Raw genomic sequence first — 17389 nt, 5'->3', positions numbered from 1 at the left:
CACTTAAGTTTAGTGCACAAAAAAGGCTGTTTAAAATTTTAAACAGCCTTTTTTTATAGATAAAAATTAAATGAATTAAATTTTAGCAGCTTTAACAGTTTTAATAATTATAGAAGCTACTTTGTACGGATCAGCATTTGAAGCTGGTCTTCTATCTTCTAACCAACCTTTCCAACCTTTTTCAACAGTAATAATAGGAATTCTAATTGAAGCTCCTCTATCTGATACTCCGTAAGAGAAATCGGTAATAGAAGCAGTTTCGTGCAGTCCAGTTAAACGTTCTTCGTTATAAGCACCATAAACATCAATATGGTTATCAGTTACAGGTCTAAACGCTTCACAAATTTTTTCATAAGTTTCTTTAGAACCACAAGTTCTTAGTGTAGTGTTAGAAAAGTTTGCATGCATACCAGAACCATTCCAGTCACCTTTTACAGGTTTTGGGTGTAACTCTATATAATAGTTGTATTTTTCAGTTAATCTGTTTAATAAGTAACGTGCTATCCAGATTTCATCTCCAGCTTTTTTTGCACTTTTTGCAAAGCATTGAAATTCCCATTGACCAGGAGCTACCTCTTGGTTGATACCTTCAAAGTTTAAACCAGCATCTATACATAAATCTGCGTGTTCTTCAACAAAATCTCTACCCCAAGTATATCTACCACCAACTGAACAGTAGTATTTACCTTGTGGTCCAGGGAATCCACCACGAGGGAATCCTAGTGGTAAATCTGTTTTTGAGTCCATTAAGAAATATTCTTGCTCAAAACCAAACCAGAAGTCATCGTTATCATCATCAATAGTTGAACGGTGATTAGAAGGGTGTGGAGTTCCATCAGCATTTAATACTTCACACATTACTAAATATCCATTGCGTCTTGCAGGGTCTGGATAAATAGCTACAGGTTTTAATAAACAATCTGAAGAACCACCTTCAGCTTGTTCTGTAGACGAACCATCAAAAGACCAAATATCGCAGTCCTCTAATTTTCCGCTAAAATCATCTTCAATTTTAGTTTTACTTCTTAATTCTTGAGTTGGTTGATGACCATCTAACCAAATATACTCTAATTTTGCTTTGCTCATATAAGTTAAATTATTATTTTTAAATTAAATAAATATCAGCAAATTTAATTATTTATATAGTACTATAATAATAATAGGGGGTAAAAAAGTGAAAATAGTATTATTTTTATTAATACCCCATTTTTTAAAGGGGTAAATTTGTTATAGTTAAAAAAGTTGAGTAAATATTTATATATTCGTACAATTTTAAAAGTAAAAGAGATGTCAACATTAAGGTTTAAGGCGGTACAACTAGCACAGAGTAGAAAGCCAGTTGAAGTTATTGAAGATAAAAAACGTTCAGAAATATTTGGGTTAAATGTTTTTAATGAACGAGCAATGCGTCAATATTTAACAAATGATGCATATAAAGGAGTAATGAATGCGATTAAGCATGGAAAAAAAATAGATAGAAATATAGCCAATCAAGTTGCTTCTTCTATGAAAGATTGGGCAATATCAAAAGGTGTAACAGATTATACTCATTGGTTTCAGCCATTAACGGGTGCTACAGCAGAAAAACATGATGCTTTTTTTGAAACAATAGGAAATGGTATGGCTATTGAAAAGTTTGGGGGAAGTGAGTTGGTGCAACAAGAACCTGATGCTTCAAGTTTTCCAAATGGAGGCATTAGAAATACCTTTGAGGCAAGAGGATATACAGCTTGGGATCCAACATCACCAGCATTTATATATGGTACAACATTATGTATTCCAACAATATTTATTTCATATACCGGAGAAGCATTAGATTATAAAACACCACTATTAAGAGCTCTAAATGCTGTAGATACGGCAGCAACGGCTGTTTGTAAATATTTTGATAAGAATGTTAAAAAAGTAACATCTTCTTTAGGTTGGGAGCAAGAATTTTTTTTAATTGATAAAGCATTAGCGGGTAGTAGACCTGATATTATTTTAACAGGAAGGACTTTATTAGGGCATTCTCCAGCAAAAGGCCAGCAGTTAGATGATCATTATTTTGGAGCAATTCCAACTAGAGCATTTAATTTTATTAGAGATTTGGAAACCGAATGTATGTATTTAGGTATTCCTGTTAAAACACGTCATAATGAAGTAGCACCAAATCAGTTTGAATTGGCTCCTATTTATGAAGAAGCAAATTTAGCTGTAGATCATAATTCATTATTAATGGATCTTATGGGGCGTGTTGCAAATAGACATAATTTAAAAGTGTTATTACACGAAAAACCTTTTGCAGGTGTAAATGGTTCAGGAAAACATAATAACTGGTCTTTATCTAATGATGCCGGTGTAAATTTATTGGCGCCTGGACAAACACCTATGAGTAATCTTCAATTTTTAACCTTTTTTATAAATACAATAAAAGCAGTTTATAATAATGAAGAGTTGCTGAGAGCATCAATTGCTTCAGCAAGTAATGATCATAGACTTGGAGCAAATGAAGCGCCTCCAGCAATTATGTCTATTTTTATTGGTCAACAGCTTACAAAAGTATTAGAAGAATTAGAAGGAGTAACAAACGGAAAATTATCTCCTGAAGAAAAAACAGATTTAAAATTAAATGTAGTAGGAAAAATACCAGATGTATTATTAGACAATACAGATAGAAATAGAACTTCTCCTTTTGCATTTACAGGAAATAAGTTTGAATTTAGGGCGGTAGGTTCTTTGGCTAACTCAGCAAATCCAATGACAGTTTTAAACACAATTGTAGCAAAACAATTAAAAAGTTTTAAACTTGAAGTAGATGCGCTTATTGAAGGTAAAGAATTAAAGAAAGATGAAGCTATTTTTAATGTATTAAGAGAATATATTAAATCTTTTAAAAATATTTTATTTGAAGGAAATGGGTATGGTGAAGCTTGGGAAAAAGAAGCTAAAAAAAGAGGATTAAGCAATAATAAAACTACACCAGAAGCTCTAAAGGCTAAAATTTCAAAAAAGACAATTGATTTATTTGAAGAAATGAATGTAATGAGTAAAGTAGAAATAGAAGCTCGTTACGAAATTGAAATAGAAGAATATACTTTACGTATTCAAATAGATTCTAGAGTTATTGGAGATATTGCAGGGAATCATATAATTCCAACAGCAGTTCGTTACCAAAATATGTTAATTGAAAATGTTTCTGGTTTAAAAGAAATTTTTGGTAAAGATTTTGAAAAGTACGCATCTGAACAAATTTTCTTAATAAAGAAAATATCGTCACATATAGAAGTAATACATGCTAAAGTAGATGCTATGATTGCTGCTCGTAAAAAAGCCAATGCATTAACAGATCCTGTTAAAAAAGCATTTGAATATTGTAATACTGTAAAACCATTTTTTGAAGAGATTAGATATCATTGTGATAAGTTAGAAATAATGGTAGATGATGAAATTTGGCCATTAACAAAATATAGAGAGCTTCTCTTTATTAGGTAAAAAAACAATAATTAAAAATATATTATAAACAGCTTTAAAACAGAGTTTTAAAGCTGTTTTTTTTGACACTATCCCAAAAAGTGTGTAAGTTAAAAATATTGGGTTTAGATTTTTCATTAAATCTGAACCCTTTTTTCAAATATAGTCAAAAATTGGTTAAGAATTATCCCCCAGTTATGAATTGGCATCGACCATTTTTTTGTTGCCTCTCTTATAGCTAAAAAAACAGATTTCATTACGGCTTCATCTGTTGGGAATGAGAGCTTATTTTTAGTGTATTTTCTTATTTTTCCATTTAAATTTTCAATAAGATTAGTGGTGTAAATAATTTTTCTAATTTCTAGAGGGAACTCAAAGAAAACAGTAAGTTCTTCCCAGTTTTCCTCCCAGCTTTTTATAGCGTAAGAATATTTATGACTCCATTTGTCTGAAAAATCTTTTAGAGCCGCACGTGCAGCTTGTTTGGTAGGTGCTCCGTAAATTTGCTTCATATCATTTGTAAACTCCTTTTTATCTTTCCAAACCACATATCTACAAGCATTTCTGATTTGATGCACAACGCAAATTTGTGTTTTAGATTCAGAGAATACATTTTTAATAGTATCGGTAAATCCGTTCAGGTTATCAGTTGCTGTAATTAAAATATCTTGAACTCCACGTGCTTTTATATCTGTTAAAACACTCATCCAAAAGGCTGCCGATTCATTCTTTCCAAGCCAAAGACCTAATACTTCCTTTTTGCCATCTCTACGCAAACCTACTGATATGTAGATTGTTTTGTTAATCACTTTTGAGTTCTCACGAACCTTAAAAACAATGCCATCCATCCAAACAATTAGATAAATGGACTCTAATGGTCGGTTTTGCCAAGCGATTATATCATCTGTAATACGGTCTGTAATTCTTGAAATAGTGGATGTAGAAACATTAAAATTATACAATTCATTTATTTGAGACTCAATATCGCTGTTGCTCATTCCTTTGGCATATAAAGATACTATAATGTTTTCAAGACCATCAACCATACTTTTCCTTTTAGGAATAAGCATTGGATTAAAGGAGGCGTCTCGGTCGCGAGGTACATTAATTTTTGATTCACCATAACTGGTTTGAATCTTCTTATTTGAATATCCGTTGCGAGTATTATCGGTTAAGGACTTTTGGTGTTTTTCGTAGTCTAAATGACTATCTAATTCGCCTTCTAGGATTTTTTCAATACCTCGTTTTTGTAAGGCACTTAAAAAGCTATGAAGCTCTTCTCCATTTTTAAATTGCTTTAAAAAATCATCGTTTAATAAATCTTCTTTTTTCATTAAAGTGTGTATTTAAAAGTTAAAATTAATTACTTAAAAAGTTATTTCCGAAATATTTTTTGCTTTTTAAGAAGCAAAATATTTCAGAATAACTTTTACACTTACACACTTTGTGAGATACTGCTTTTTTTTTAAGCTATTTTTTTATTATATTTCTTTTTAAGAGTTTAAAAACCTTTTATTGTGTAAAACTTGTATTTCATTACTAAAATTAAACAGTTTATTTATTTCACTGTCTAATATTTTGATAATTAGAAATATAGAAGTAATTTAGACTTGTTTAAAATAACAAAGTACGTACGCTAATTATTTTTAATTACCCCACAGTTTAAACCCTAAAAATTGTTTTACCCTATTTATTAAGATTACAGAATTTAGATTGTATAAGTATACTTTTAATTTAAAAATATACTTCCCTACTGTATAATTTAATATTCTAAACTAACTTTTTACTAACATTAAAAATTTTTTATTATGAAAAAATTAATTTTAAGTGTTGCTTTTATTATGGCAGCAACAGTAGTTTTTGGACAAGCAGCATGTAATGATTGTGATATTACACAAATTCCAACAGGCCCTAGAGGAAGTGGGATTTTAGCAACAAATGATAGTGACGTAGACCAAGTAGGAATAGACAACAAAGCTAATGTTTTGCAAATAGGAATTGCAAATTATTCAGATATCTATCAAAATGGAGAAGAAAATGAAGCTTGGGTGCAACAACGTGGATATAGAAATCATTCTGATATTGTTCAATTAGGTGATGATAATTATGGTTCAGTTAATCAACGTGGCGCTATGAATTATGCATCACAATATGTTATTGGAGATGATAATGAGGCGATAGCTTTTCAAAGAGGAGAAATGAATACTTCAATTCAAACTCAAACAGGTGATGATAATGAAGCAAGTGTTGTTCAATTTAGACGAAATAACTACGCTCAACAATCTCAAGATGGAGATGATAATGTAGCTACTATTGGTCAATGGGGAAGAAATAATTCCGCTTTACAAGATCAAGATGGAGACAATAACGATGCAACTTCTTATCAAGTTGGAGCAGGTAATACATCTGTAGAAACTCAAACTACAAGTTTTAATGGAGAAAATACATCTATGGTCAATCAAATTGGATTTGATAACAAAGCTTGTGTAACTCAAGATGCTGGATTTTTAAGTTCTAATAATAGCTATGTATTGCAAATTGGAGCTGACAACTTTGCATCTGTAGACCAATCAGCTTCTGTATGGTTTGGAGGTAACAATAGTACTATTGGTCAATTTGGAGTTGGAAATAAAGCTTGCGTTGAGCAAATGAACTAATTTAAAAGTATTATTTAAATTTAAAAGAGGGGGAAACCCCTCTTTTACTAAATTTTAATAAGATGAAAAACTGTAACCGTATATTAATTATTGTAGGTTTATTTTTCATAAGTACTTATCTATCTTTTGGGCAACAATTATCTGATGAGAATACGGTTATAATAAATCAATATTTTCAATTAAATAATAATATTGCTTCAAATTTAAAAGCAAACAACAATTTTATAACATCTAATAATAATCAACAAACAAATGAGATTATTAATTTAAACCAATTAGGAGATAATAATATAATTGAAGTTAAGCAAATTAAAGGTGATAACCAGGTAGTTAAACAGGTTGGAGATAATAATTACTATAGTTTTATTAATTACTACAATAGTAATACTTCAAATTTAAGTGTTATGCAGATTGGAAATTCTAATTCTCTTAATATTTATGGTCAAAATTCTTTAATAGATAATATGTCTATTTTACAAAAATCAAATTTTAAAACATTAATTATTAAAAATTATTAATAGTTATGAAACAACTTTATATAAATAGTATTTTCAGTTGTTTGATGTTAATTTTTAATAGTGCGTATGGCCAGTTAAATGAATCTGTAATTGGAAAGATAAATATTCAAGAATCTGATAATTTAGTTCTTATAAATGCGCAGGTGGATAATGAAGAGCCAATTTTTAAAAATGATTTATACTATAATTTATTAGCCTTAAAAAAAAATACGGCCGGAAATTATTCAAGTAATAGACAAGAGGGTGAATTTTCTTTAGAGCCTAATGAAAGTAAAAACCTTGCAGAAATTAGATTAAGTATAGATTCTGGTGATGATTTACGCATATATTTATTTATTAAACAAAATAATATTGTAATATCTAAAGATTCACTTCATATATTACAATCAAAAAGAGAAAATGTTAAAGAACAGGTAATTAGAGAAGTCGATTTTGAACTTAAAGGAATTGTAATTGATGAGGTTATAACAAAAATTGGAAAAGATTTTCACGATTATTTTTATCAAGAATATAGTACATCGGGTAAATTGTACCCTTTTATTATTACCATATCAGAGAAGCCTTATTTTGGTAGAAGTAGTATTATAACAATTACTTCAGAAGATAAAAAACTGTTTGAATTTATGTCTAAGCCAGATGAAGAATTTTTAAAAGAAGCTGTAAAAGCAACTTTAAAAAATGTAAATCTGTATGCTAAACAAAGACAATTATTTAATAATGGAAGATTTTAAAAATATTAAAATATAAAAGCATGAAAGAGTTAAAATATATTATAGTAACACTACTTATAAGTGTACCGTGTCTACTATATTCTCAAAATATAGTATATAAACCAATAAACCCTTTTTTTGGGGGAGAAACATTTAACTATCAGCAATTATTAGCTTCTGCAAATGCTCAAAATGATTTTGAAGAAGACAATGGATTTGATTTTGATCAAGGATCGGATTTAGAAAATTTTACAGATTCTTTAAACAGACAATTATTAAGTTCTTTATCTCAAGACTTATTTCAACAGGAATTTGGAGATACCTCCCTAACAGAAGGAACTTATGTTTTTGGTAGCTTGGTAGTTGAAATATCACCTTCAACAGATGGTTTATCTGTAAATATTTTAGATACTTCAACCGGAGAACAAACAAATATAATTATACCAAACTAATTACTAATATTCCCCACATTTATGAAAAAGTATATAAAATATAGTCTTTGTATTGTGTTAGTATTAGTAGTAGGTTGTGGAACTTATTTAAATCAACCATTAATTACAAGCGATGCAAGAATAGGAGAGAATACTTCTAGAAAAAGTATATTAGATACTATTTTGCCTTTAAGTAAAGCTGTTGTAGGTGTTTATAAATTTAGAGACCAAACGGGGCAATATAAATTAATAGAAAACGGATCTACATTTAGTTCGGCAATTACACAAGGAGGAACATCTATATTGCTAAATTCTTTAGAAGAGTCAAATTGGTTTAATCCAATTGAACGTGAAAATATAGGAAACCTTTTAAATGAACGGCAAATAATCCGTTCAACAAGACAAGAATATGCCGCTGGTTCTACACAAGATCAATCTACAGCTATGCCACCATTATTATTTGCTGGAATTCTTCTAGAAGGAGGTGTAGTATCTTATGATTCAAATATAATTACGGGAGGTTCTGGAGCTAGGTATTTTGGAGTAGGTGGAGCTACAGAATATAGACAAGATAGAATTACAATTTATTTGCGAGCTGTTTCTACATCAAGTGGAAGAATCATAAAAAATGTATACGTATCTAAAACTATCTTATCTCAAGGTATATCAGCAAACTTATTTAGATATGTAAATGTAAAAAGACTGTTAGAAGTTGAAACAGGTGTTACAAAAAACGAACCTACTCAACTCGCAATTAAAGAAGCTATTGATAAAGCAGTTGAACTTTTAATAATTGAAGGAATTATAGATGGAATTTGGGAGCCTAAAGGAGGAAAACCTACAGTAGATTTTGTTAAAAGTCAGTATGAGATAGAAAAAAAAGAAGCAGAATCAACTGCGCTTTATGATAGAAAACTAGAAGATAAAAGAGGGCATTCTGCTCTTTCAATAGAAGGAGGTACAACTATTGCTAATAATGATTATTCAAATTCATTAAAAAAAATGGGAGTAGCCATTGCTTTTAAAACCTATTTTAAAAAGCCGGGTTTAAATTTAAATTTCGGTCTTGGTTTTTTTCAACTCGAAAATGAAAATTCATTCAAAAATGACTTCTATTCTTTTGATACAAGTTTAGCTTATGATTTTTTGCCTTACGATGCTATTTCTCCTTTTTTACATCTGGGTGTTGGAACTATTTCAGATAAAGATTTTGATACCAACTACTTTAAATTTTTAGTAGGTGGAGGTTTAGAATATTTACCAGCTAAAAATATTGGAATTAAAGTATTTGCAGAGCAAAACATGTTATTTTCTGATAATTTAGAAGGTCTTGAACAAGGAAAATGGAATGATTTTTATTGGAGAATTGGGCTAGGAATTAATTTTTACCTCGGAAAGCCATATAATAGAGTTAAGTCTGTAATGTTTGAATAAAAGAGATATGAAAAAAATAGTTAATTTAATATTTATTCTAGCACTACCTTTTTTTATTAGTTGTAGTGAAGATACTACCGATTATATTGGTGAAGGAACCATAACAGGTCGAGTTGTTGAAGCCAATAGCTTTGATCCTATAGAAAATGCAAAAATAACAATAAGTCCAACTGGTAATGCAGTATTTACAAACCTAGATGGTTATTTTATTATGAATTATGTTGAAGAAGGAGAATATTCTGTAAGCGCTACTAAAGAAGCGTATTTAACTTCTTTTGAAGCAGCTACAGTTATTGAAGATTTAGAAGTAAATGTAATTTTTGAATTACAAGATAATAACTCATTAAATAAACCGCCTACAGCACCTCAATTAATAACTCCAGAAGATGGAAGTGAAGATTTAGAACTTTCTGTTGAGTTAATATGGAGCTCAGAAGATCCAGATGATGATGAGTTATCCTACAAATTAGAAATAAAAAATGATATTGATAACAATACCATTTTAATTGAAAGTATTGTAGATACTACTTATGTAATTTCAGATTTAAAATACGGAGTTAAATATTTTTGGCAAGTTGCAGTTTCAGATGCAATTAATGATGATGTTTTAAGTGTTGTTAATTCTTTTAAAACCAAAATAGATCCAGATAACAGGTATCTTTATGTTAAAAAAGGAGTAAATAATAACAATATAATTTATTCTTCAAATTTTGATGAAGAGAGTGGAGAACAAATAAACGAAGTTCAATTAACAAGTCAAAGTCAAAATAGTTGGAGACCTAGAAAAAATCAAGCAGTAAATTTAATTGCTTTTTTAAGTACATTTAATAACGAGACACATTTATTTACCATGAATCTTAATGGTTCAGATATAAAACAAGTAACTTCAGAAGTTGCGGTAGCTGGACATAATTTTAATAATATAGACTATTCTTGGTCTTCAAATGGAGATAGATTAATTTATCCGCATTACGATAAATTATATGTAATAAATAAAGATGGTAGCGGACTAAAACAAATTTATAAAACTGTTGACGGTAGTTTTATTACTGAGTGCGATTGGAGTAATGATGAAAGTATGATAGCCTTAAAAACAAATGATATTTCAGGTTACAATGCATCCATTTTTACAATAGATATGGATGGGGCGGTTTTAAATACCATTATTTCAGATGTATTAGGAGCCGCTGGAGGGCTTAATATTTCTGTAGATAATAAATTACTTTTATATACTCTAGATATATCAGAATATCAAAATGTAAACAATAGGCAGTTAGATACACATATTTTTATTTATAATTTTAGCGAAGCTACAATAACAGATATTTCTTTAGATAAAGATACTGGAACTATAGATATAGATCCAAGGTTTTCTCCAAATGAAGCAGAAATAATATTTGTGAATACCTCTAATGATGGGATATCAACAAAATCAATCTATAAAATGAGTATTAATACTGAAAGCGATAGCGATAGAGTAAAATTATTTGAAAACGCATTAATGCCAGATTGGGAGTAAAACAATTATTTTTAAATAAAAACCGAATGAATTAACATTCGGTTTTTTTATGTTTCTTAAATTGAAAAAGAAAAATTACTTTTGCAAAACAATTAAACATAGCACTAATGAGTTCAGAAGTAAGTAAAAGGTACAGTCAAAGAGGAGTTTCAGCATCTAAAGAAGATGTTCATAATGCCATAAAAAATGTAGATAAAGGATTGTTTCCAAAAGCTTTCTGTAAAATTGTTCCAGATTATCTAACTGGAGACAATAATTATTGTTTAATAATGCATGCCGATGGAGCAGGAACAAAATCGTCTTTAGCATATATGTATTGGAAAGAAACAGGAGATATTTCTGTTTGGAAAGGCATAGCACAAGATGCTTTAATTATGAATATTGATGATTTATTGTGTGTTGGAGCAACAGAAAATATTATGCTATCTTCAACTATTGGAAGAAATAAAAATTTAATTCCTGGTGAAGTTATTTCACAAATTATAAACGGTACCGAAGAACTATTACAAGATTTAAAAGATTTTGGTGTTGAAATTTATTCTACCGGAGGTGAAACTGCTGATGTAGGAGACTTGGTACGTACAATTATAGTAGACTCTACAGTAACTGCTAGAATGAAAAGGGCAGATGTAATAGATAATGCAAATATAAAACCAGGCGATGTTATTGTTGGATTAGAATCTTTTGGACAAGCAAGCTATGAAAGAGAATATAATGGTGGAATGGGGTCTAACGGATTAACATCTGCACGCCACGATGTTTTTAGTAAATATTTAGCTGAAAGGTATCCAGAAAGTTTTGACGCAGCTGTGCCAAATAATTTGGTGTACTCAGGAGCTATGAAATTAACTGATGAAGTAGCCAATTCACCAATAGATGCAGGTAAATTAGTGTTGTCTCCAACCAGAACTTATGCACCAATTATAAAAAAAATTCTAGCAAAATATACTTCAAAAGAAATTCATGGAATGGTACATTGTAGTGGAGGAGCACAAACAAAAATACTTCACTTTATAGATAATTTGCATATTATAAAAGATAATATGTTTTCAGTACCACCTCTTTTCAAATTAATTCAAGAGCAAAGTAAAACAGATTGGAAAGAAATGTATCAAGTATTTAATTGTGGACACCGAATGGAATTATACGTTCCACAAGAAATTGCTGAAGATTTAATAGAAATTTCAAAAAGTTTTAACGTAAATGCGAAAATAATTGGTAGGGTAGAAGCTTCTGAAACTAAAAAATTAACAATTAAAAGCGAATACGGAGAGTTTAAGTATTAAGTAATTTCAAATAGTAATATTTATTTTGTGATTTATAACAAAATAAATGAAAAATTATAGTCTCAAGAAATTATTGTAAATTTGCAATCCAATTAAAAAATAAATGTTAGATAAGTTACAAATAGTAAAACAACGTTTTGATGAGGTTTCTGATTTAATTATCCAGCCAGATATTATCTCAGACCAAAAACGCTACATACAAATCAATAAGGAATATAAAGATTTAAGCGCAGTAATGAAAATTGCTGAAGAGTATAAAAGCTTATTAAATAATATTGAAGAAGCAAAAGAAATTATAGCAGATGGTTCTGATGCAGAAATGACAGAAATGGCAAAAATGGAGTTGGAAGAAGCTTCAGCTCAATTACCAAAACTGGAAGAAGATATTAAGTTTATGTTAATACCAAAAGATCCAGATGATGCTAAAAATGTTATTGTTGAAATTAGAGCAGGTACAGGTGGTGATGAAGCAAGTATTTTTGCAGGTGATTTGTATAGAATGTATACAAAATATTGTTCAGATAAAGGGTGGAAAACCGAAGTTGAAGATATAAGTGAAGGAACTTCTGGTGGTTTTAAAGAAATTATTTTTAGTGTTTCAGGTGAAGATGTATATGGTGATATGAAATTTGAATCGGGTGTACACCGTGTGCAACGCGTACCACAAACTGAAACTCAAGGTCGTGTACATACTTCTGCTGCAACTGTAATGGTACTTCCTGAAGCTGAGGAATTTGATGTAGAATTAAAACCAAGCGATATTCGTGTAGATTACTTTTGTTCTTCAGGACCAGGAGGTCAATCTGTAAATACAACCTATTCTGCCGTGCGTTTAACACACGTTCCTACAGGTTTAGTAGCACAATGCCAAGATCAAAAATCGCAACATAAAAATAAGGAAAAAGCAATGAAAGTATTGCGTTCTCGTTTATATGAGCAAGAATTAGAGAAAAAATTAGCTGCAGATTCTGCTAAAAGAAATTCATTAGTTGCAAGTGGAGACCGTTCCGCAAAAATTAGAACTTACAATTATCCTCAAGGTAGAGTTACAGAACACAGAATTGGCTTAACTTTATATGATTTATCTAACGTTATTAATGGAGATATTCATAAAATTGTAGAAGAATTAAAATTAGCAGAAAATACAGAGAAATTAAAAGAATTAGGAGAAGTACTATAACTTATTAATTTTTAAGATTTTTTAAAAGCAAGAATATTTTTTTATTCTTGCTTTTTTTGTTTTAATACCAAAATATTATTGCCAATGTTGGTATTTTTTTACCAACAATTCAATAAATAGCAAAAACAAACAGATTACTTATACGCCTCTTAAAATGACAGTTAAAAATTTTTCATATTAATATGTTAATCAAACCATGTATATTTGCGTTTTTCAAAAAATAGATAATAAGAATGATTACAGTTAATGATATTTCGGTACAATTTGGAGGTACAAGTCTTTTTAGTAATGTTTCATTTTCAATAAATGAAAATGACAAGATCGCTTTAATGGGTAAAAATGGAGCAGGGAAATCTACATTATTAAAAATTGTAGCAGGTGTACACAAACCAAATTCTGGTAATATTTCAGCTCCAAAAGAAGCTAAAATTGCCTATTTACCACAGCATTTATTAGCTAAAGATAATGCAACTGTAATTGAAGAAACTTCAAAAGCTTTTTCTGAAATATTTAAAATGAAAGCTGAAATTGACGAAATTAATGAAGCATTAACTACAAGAACGGATTACGAAAGTGATGCTTATATGAAATTAATTGAGCGTGTTTCAGAGTTAAGTGAAAAATTTTATGCTATTGAAGATATAAATTATGAAGCTGAGGTTGAAAAAGTACTAAAAGGTTTAGGTTTTGTAGCTTCAGACTTTAATAGACCAACTTCAGAATTTTCTGGTGGATGGCGTATGCGTATAGAATTAGCCAAAATTTTATTGCAAAAACCAGATTTAATTTTACTTGATGAACCTACAAATCATATAGATATTGAGAGCGTACAATGGTTAGAAGATTTTTTAATTAATTCAGCAAAAGCTGTAATTGTTATTTCACACGATAGAGCTTTTGTAGATAATATTACTAATAGAACTATTGAAGTAACGATGGGTAGAATTTACGACTATAAAGCAAATTATTCGCATTATTTAGAGCTTCGTAAAGATAGACGCTCACATCAACAAAAAGCATACGATGAACAGCAAAAAATGATTGCTGAAAATACTGAGTTTATAGAGCGTTTTAAAGGGACATACTCAAAAACAAATCAAGTACAATCTCGTGTTAGAATGTTAGAAAAGCTACAGTTAGTAGAAGTTGATGAGGTTGATACATCTGCTTTAAGATTAAAGTTTCCGCCTTCACCTAGAAGTGGTCAATATCCTGTTGTAGTGAATGATTTATCTAAAAGTTATGGAGAACATGTAGTTTTTAAAAATGCTAATTTAGTTATAGAACGAGGTCAAAAAGTTGCTTTTGTTGGAAAAAATGGTGAAGGTAAATCTACAATGATAAAAGCTATTATGAATGAAATTGATTTTGAAGGAAAATTAGAAGTAGGTCATAATGTTAAAATTGGTTACTTCGCTCAAAATCAAGCGTCATTATTAGATGAAGAATTAACCGTTTTTGAAACAATAGATCATATTGCAGTAGGAGATATTAGAACGCAAATAAAGAACCTATTAGGAGCTTTTATGTTTTCTGGAGATGATACAACAAAAAAAGTAAAAGTACTTTCAGGAGGCGAAAAAACACGTTTAGCAATGATTAAATTATTGTTAGAACCAGTAAATGTTTTAATTTTAGATGAACCAACAAATCATTTAGATATGAGAACTAAAGATATTATTAAAGAAGCACTAAAAGACTTTGATGGAACTTTAATTCTAGTTTCTCACGATCGTGATTTTTTAGATGGTTTAGCAGAAAAAGTTTTTGAATTTGGAAACAAGCGTATAAAAGAGCATTTTGAAACGATAACTAGTTTTATGGCTTTAAAGAAAATGGAAAGTTTACGTGAAATTGAAAAGTAAAAACAGCCTTTTTTATAATACAAAAAACCCAATCGTAAGATTGGGTTTTTATATATAAGCAAGAAATTAAAAATCTATTTTACTTGATCTACAACTGCCTTAAAAGCTTCTGGGTTATTCATAGCTAAATCGGCAAGAACCTTACGGTTCAATTCAATATTATTAGCTTTAACTTTTCCCATAAACTGTGAGTAAGACATTCCATACTGACGAGCTCCAGCGTTAATACGTTGAATCCATAAAGCACGGAAAGTTCTTTTTTTGTTTTTACGGTCTCTATAAGAATATAACATTCCTTTTTCAACCGCATTTTTTGCTACTGTATAAACGTTTTTTCTACGTCCAAAGTAACCTTTTGCTTGCTTCAATATCTTTTTTCTCTTAGCTCTTGAAGCAACTGAATTTACTGATCTTGGCATAATTTCAATTTGTTTTTTGTAGTTGGCGGTAAAATTAATTTACACTTGTTAGCTCAACTCCAAGGTTAATAATTAAATTCCCTGTAACTTTATTATTTTAAAGTTAACTGTTGTAAAATGTTAGCTTCGTCAGATTTATGAACTAAACCATCGTGAGTTAACTTTAATTTACGTTTTTTACTTTTTTTAGTCAAAATGTGACTTTTAAAAGCGTGTTTTCTTTTAATTTTTCCAGAACCAGTAAGCTTAAAACGCTTCTTAGCACTAGATTTTGTTTTCATTTTAGGCATCTTTCTTCTACTATTTTATCTTGCTTAATATTTTTCCTTCTGAAACTACTATTGTTTAAATAGTACTATTGAAGTTATTATTTCTTTTTAGGAGCAATGTACATAATCATACGTTTACCTTCTAATTTAGGCATTTGCTCTACTTTTCCATATTCTTCTAATTCTGTTGCCAGTCTTAAAAGTAAAATATGTCCTTGATCTTTATAAATTATAGATCGTCCTTTAAAAAACACAAATGTTTTTAATTTTGCTCCGTCTTGTAAAAATTTAATAGCATGTTTCTTTTTAAATTCAAAATCATGCTCATCGGTATTAGGTCCAAATCTAATTTCTTTTACAACTACTTTAGAAGCTTTAGATTTCTGAGCCTTTTCTCTTTTCTTTTGTTCATATAGAAATTTTTTATAATCTATAATCTTACAAACGGGAGGCACAGCTTTGGGAGATATTTCTACCAAATCTAATTCTAGTTCTCTTGCTAACGCTTTTGCTTTCGAAATAGGGTATATGCCTACTTCTACGTTATCACCTACTAAACGTACTTCATCAACATACGTGATTTTCTCATTAATCCTATGTTGATCTTCCTTAATTACTCTCCAAGGTTTTCTTCCCCCTGATCTTCTTTTAATTGCTATAACTGTAAAATTTAAATTAAACTAAAATTGTTCTAATGTACTATTAATTTCTTTCTTTATAAACGAAATAAATTCGTCATTTGATAATGTTCCTATATCTCCTTCTCCTTGTTTTCTTACAGAAACCGTGCCATCATTTTCCTCTTGTTCACCTACTATAATCATAAATGGAATTTTATTCAATTCAGCATCTCTAATTTTTCGCCCGGTTTTTTCACTCCTATCATCTATAAGTGCGCGAATTTCGGAATTTTCTAGCAAATGTAAAACTTTTTCGGCATATTTTTGATATTTCTCACTGATTGGTAGTATAATAACCTGCTCTGGAGTAAGCCAAAGTGGAAATTTACCTCCAGTATGCTCTAATAAAACAGCGATAAAGCGTTCCATAGATCCAAAAGGAGCCCTATGAATCATAACTGGTCTATGTAATTGATTATCCGAACCTTTATAACTTAATTCAAATCGTTCAGGTAAATTATAGTCTACTTGAATAGTTCCTAATTGCCAACTTCTGCCTAAAGCATCTTTAACCATAAAGTCTAATTTAGGACCATAAAATGCCGCTTCACCATATTCTATAACATAGTCTAAACCTTTTTCTTTGGTTGCATTTATAATAGCATTTTCGGCTTTCTCCCAATTTTCATCACTTCCAATATACTTTTCTTTATTATCTTTATCTCTTAAAGAAACTTGTGCAGTAAAGTTATCGAAGCTTAAAGATTTAAATACATATAATACTAGATCAATTACACTTTTAAATTCTTCATCTAATTGATCAGGTGTACAAAAGATATGTGCATCATCTTGAGTAAATCCTCTTACACGTGTTAAACCGTGTAATTCTCCACTTTGTTCATATCTATAAACGGTGCCAAATTCAGCAAAACGTTTTGGTAAATCTTTATATGAATAAGGTTTGTTATTATAAATTTCACAATGATGTGGGCAATTCATAGGTTTTAATAAAAATTCTTCACCTTCTT

Annotated in this window: 16 protein-coding genes (1 of these 16 only partly in view); 10 read left to right on the top strand and 6 right to left on the bottom strand. The window is 29.7% G+C overall.

Annotated elements, in window-relative coordinates:
* Positions 1 to 75: 75 nt before the first annotated feature.
* Entirely contained in the window at positions 76 to 1086 is a 1011-nt protein-coding gene (locus tag MKD41_RS06900; protein WP_240244699.1) for a glutamine synthetase beta-grasp domain-containing protein, read from the bottom strand.
* A gap of 201 nt (positions 1087 to 1287) precedes the next feature.
* Between MKD41_RS06900 and MKD41_RS06895 the strand changes: the two genes are divergently transcribed.
* Positions 1288 to 3474 carry a glutamine synthetase III family protein gene (locus MKD41_RS06895; protein ID WP_240244698.1) on the top strand — a complete coding sequence of 729 codons (2187 nt, stop codon included), beginning with the start codon at positions 1288 to 1290 and terminating at the stop codon, positions 3472 to 3474.
* 116 nt (positions 3475 to 3590) lie between these two features.
* On the opposite strand, the gene MKD41_RS06890 is transcribed toward MKD41_RS06895, so the two are convergent.
* Entirely contained in the window at positions 3591 to 4787 is a 1197-nt protein-coding gene (locus MKD41_RS06890) for an IS256 family transposase (protein WP_240241912.1), read from the bottom strand.
* 474 nt (positions 4788 to 5261) lie between these two features.
* Between MKD41_RS06890 and MKD41_RS06885 the strand changes: the two genes are divergently transcribed.
* The 9 genes from MKD41_RS06885 (at position 5262) to MKD41_RS06845 (ending at position 15053) form a co-directional block, all read left to right on the top strand.
* On the top strand, positions 5262 to 6110 hold the full coding sequence (locus MKD41_RS06885) for a hypothetical protein (protein ID WP_240244697.1): 849 nt from the start codon (positions 5262 to 5264) through the stop codon (positions 6108 to 6110).
* 62 nt (positions 6111 to 6172) lie between these two features.
* Positions 6173 to 6628, top strand: a complete 456-nt coding sequence (locus tag MKD41_RS06880) for a hypothetical protein (protein ID WP_240244696.1) — start codon at positions 6173 to 6175, stop codon at positions 6626 to 6628.
* Between the two features lie 5 nt (positions 6629 to 6633).
* On the top strand, positions 6634 to 7359 hold the full coding sequence (gene csgH, locus MKD41_RS06875) for a curli-like amyloid fiber formation chaperone CsgH (RefSeq protein WP_240244694.1): 726 nt from the start codon (positions 6634 to 6636) through the stop codon (positions 7357 to 7359).
* Positions 7360 to 7379: 20 nt separating this feature from the next.
* A complete protein-coding gene (locus tag MKD41_RS06870; protein WP_240244693.1) occupies positions 7380 to 7790 on the top strand; it encodes a curli production assembly/transport component CsgF in 411 nt (136 codons plus the stop codon).
* Between the two features lie 21 nt (positions 7791 to 7811).
* The gene (locus tag MKD41_RS06865; RefSeq protein ID WP_240244692.1) at positions 7812 to 9203 is read left to right on the top strand and encodes a CsgG/HfaB family protein; all 1392 of its coding nucleotides are present in this window, start codon (positions 7812 to 7814) and stop codon (positions 9201 to 9203) included.
* A 7-nt stretch (positions 9204 to 9210) separates the two neighbouring features.
* On the top strand, positions 9211 to 10722 hold the full coding sequence (locus MKD41_RS06860) for a carboxypeptidase regulatory-like domain-containing protein (protein ID WP_240244691.1): 1512 nt from the start codon (positions 9211 to 9213) through the stop codon (positions 10720 to 10722).
* Positions 10723 to 10829: 107 nt separating this feature from the next.
* Entirely contained in the window at positions 10830 to 12008 is a 1179-nt protein-coding gene (locus MKD41_RS06855) for an AIR synthase related protein (protein ID WP_240244690.1), read from the top strand.
* A gap of 103 nt (positions 12009 to 12111) precedes the next feature.
* Positions 12112 to 13188 (top strand): peptide chain release factor 1, encoded by a 1077-nt coding sequence (gene prfA / locus MKD41_RS06850; RefSeq protein WP_240244689.1) that lies wholly within the window; start codon positions 12112 to 12114, stop codon positions 13186 to 13188.
* 233 nt (positions 13189 to 13421) lie between these two features.
* Entirely contained in the window at positions 13422 to 15053 is a 1632-nt protein-coding gene (locus MKD41_RS06845; RefSeq protein ID WP_240244688.1) for an ABC-F family ATP-binding cassette domain-containing protein, read from the top strand.
* A 74-nt stretch (positions 15054 to 15127) separates the two neighbouring features.
* On the opposite strand, the gene rplT is transcribed toward MKD41_RS06845, so the two are convergent.
* The 4 genes from rplT to thrS form a co-directional block, all read right to left on the bottom strand.
* Entirely contained in the window at positions 15128 to 15472 is a 345-nt protein-coding gene (gene rplT / locus MKD41_RS06840; protein ID WP_134248852.1) for a 50S ribosomal protein L20, read from the bottom strand.
* Positions 15473 to 15564: 92 nt separating this feature from the next.
* Positions 15565 to 15762 (bottom strand): 50S ribosomal protein L35, encoded by a 198-nt coding sequence (rpmI, locus tag MKD41_RS06835; RefSeq protein WP_134248853.1) that lies wholly within the window; start codon positions 15760 to 15762, stop codon positions 15565 to 15567.
* 77 nt (positions 15763 to 15839) lie between these two features.
* Positions 15840 to 16355: a translation initiation factor IF-3 gene (infC, locus tag MKD41_RS06830; RefSeq protein ID WP_256451682.1), complete on the bottom strand. Its 516-nt coding sequence runs from the start codon at positions 16353 to 16355 to the stop codon at positions 15840 to 15842.
* A gap of 66 nt (positions 16356 to 16421) precedes the next feature.
* Positions 16422 to 17389: the final stretch of a threonine--tRNA ligase gene (thrS, locus tag MKD41_RS06825; protein ID WP_240244687.1), read on the bottom strand. Its footprint extends 973 nt past the window's final position; only the last 968 of its 1941 coding nucleotides appear in the window; the start codon falls outside the window, past its right edge; it ends in the stop codon at positions 16422 to 16424.

The sequence above is a fragment of the Lutibacter sp. A64 genome, assembly GCF_022429565.1.
In the GTDB taxonomy this organism is placed as follows: Bacteria; Bacteroidota; Bacteroidia; order Flavobacteriales; family Flavobacteriaceae; genus Lutibacter.
The sequence above is the reverse complement of the archived record's forward strand: the minus strand, read 5'-3'. Positions and strand labels throughout refer to the sequence as shown.

Excerpts from the sequence above, each read along its gene's own strand:
- MKD41_RS06855 (WP_240244690.1), top strand. The coding sequence starts at position 10,830 with ATGAGTTCAGAAGTAAGTAAAAGGTACAGTCAAAGAGGAGTTTCAGCA.
- MKD41_RS06845 (WP_240244688.1), top strand. The coding sequence starts at position 13,422 with ATGATTACAGTTAATGATATTTCGGTACAATTTGGAGGTACAAGTCTT.
- MKD41_RS06865 (WP_240244692.1), top strand. The coding sequence starts at position 7,812 with ATGAAAAAGTATATAAAATATAGTCTTTGTATTGTGTTAGTATTAGTA.
- MKD41_RS06890 (WP_240241912.1), bottom strand. The coding sequence starts at position 4,787 with ATGAAAAAAGAAGATTTATTAAACGATGATTTTTTAAAGCAATTTAAA.
- csgH (WP_240244694.1), top strand. The coding sequence starts at position 6,634 with ATGAAACAACTTTATATAAATAGTATTTTCAGTTGTTTGATGTTAATT.
- MKD41_RS06860 (WP_240244691.1), top strand. The coding sequence starts at position 9,211 with ATGAAAAAAATAGTTAATTTAATATTTATTCTAGCACTACCTTTTTTT.
- rpmI (WP_134248853.1), bottom strand. The coding sequence starts at position 15,762 with ATGCCTAAAATGAAAACAAAATCTAGTGCTAAGAAGCGTTTTAAGCTT.
- MKD41_RS06880 (WP_240244696.1), top strand. The coding sequence starts at position 6,173 with ATGAAAAACTGTAACCGTATATTAATTATTGTAGGTTTATTTTTCATA.
- MKD41_RS06870 (WP_240244693.1), top strand. The coding sequence starts at position 7,380 with ATGAAAGAGTTAAAATATATTATAGTAACACTACTTATAAGTGTACCG.
- prfA (WP_240244689.1), top strand. The coding sequence starts at position 12,112 with ATGTTAGATAAGTTACAAATAGTAAAACAACGTTTTGATGAGGTTTCT.
- rplT (WP_134248852.1), bottom strand. The coding sequence starts at position 15,472 with ATGCCAAGATCAGTAAATTCAGTTGCTTCAAGAGCTAAGAGAAAAAAG.
- MKD41_RS06900 (WP_240244699.1), bottom strand. The coding sequence starts at position 1,086 with ATGAGCAAAGCAAAATTAGAGTATATTTGGTTAGATGGTCATCAACCA.
- MKD41_RS06885 (WP_240244697.1), top strand. The coding sequence starts at position 5,262 with ATGAAAAAATTAATTTTAAGTGTTGCTTTTATTATGGCAGCAACAGTA.
- MKD41_RS06895 (WP_240244698.1), top strand. The coding sequence starts at position 1,288 with ATGTCAACATTAAGGTTTAAGGCGGTACAACTAGCACAGAGTAGAAAG.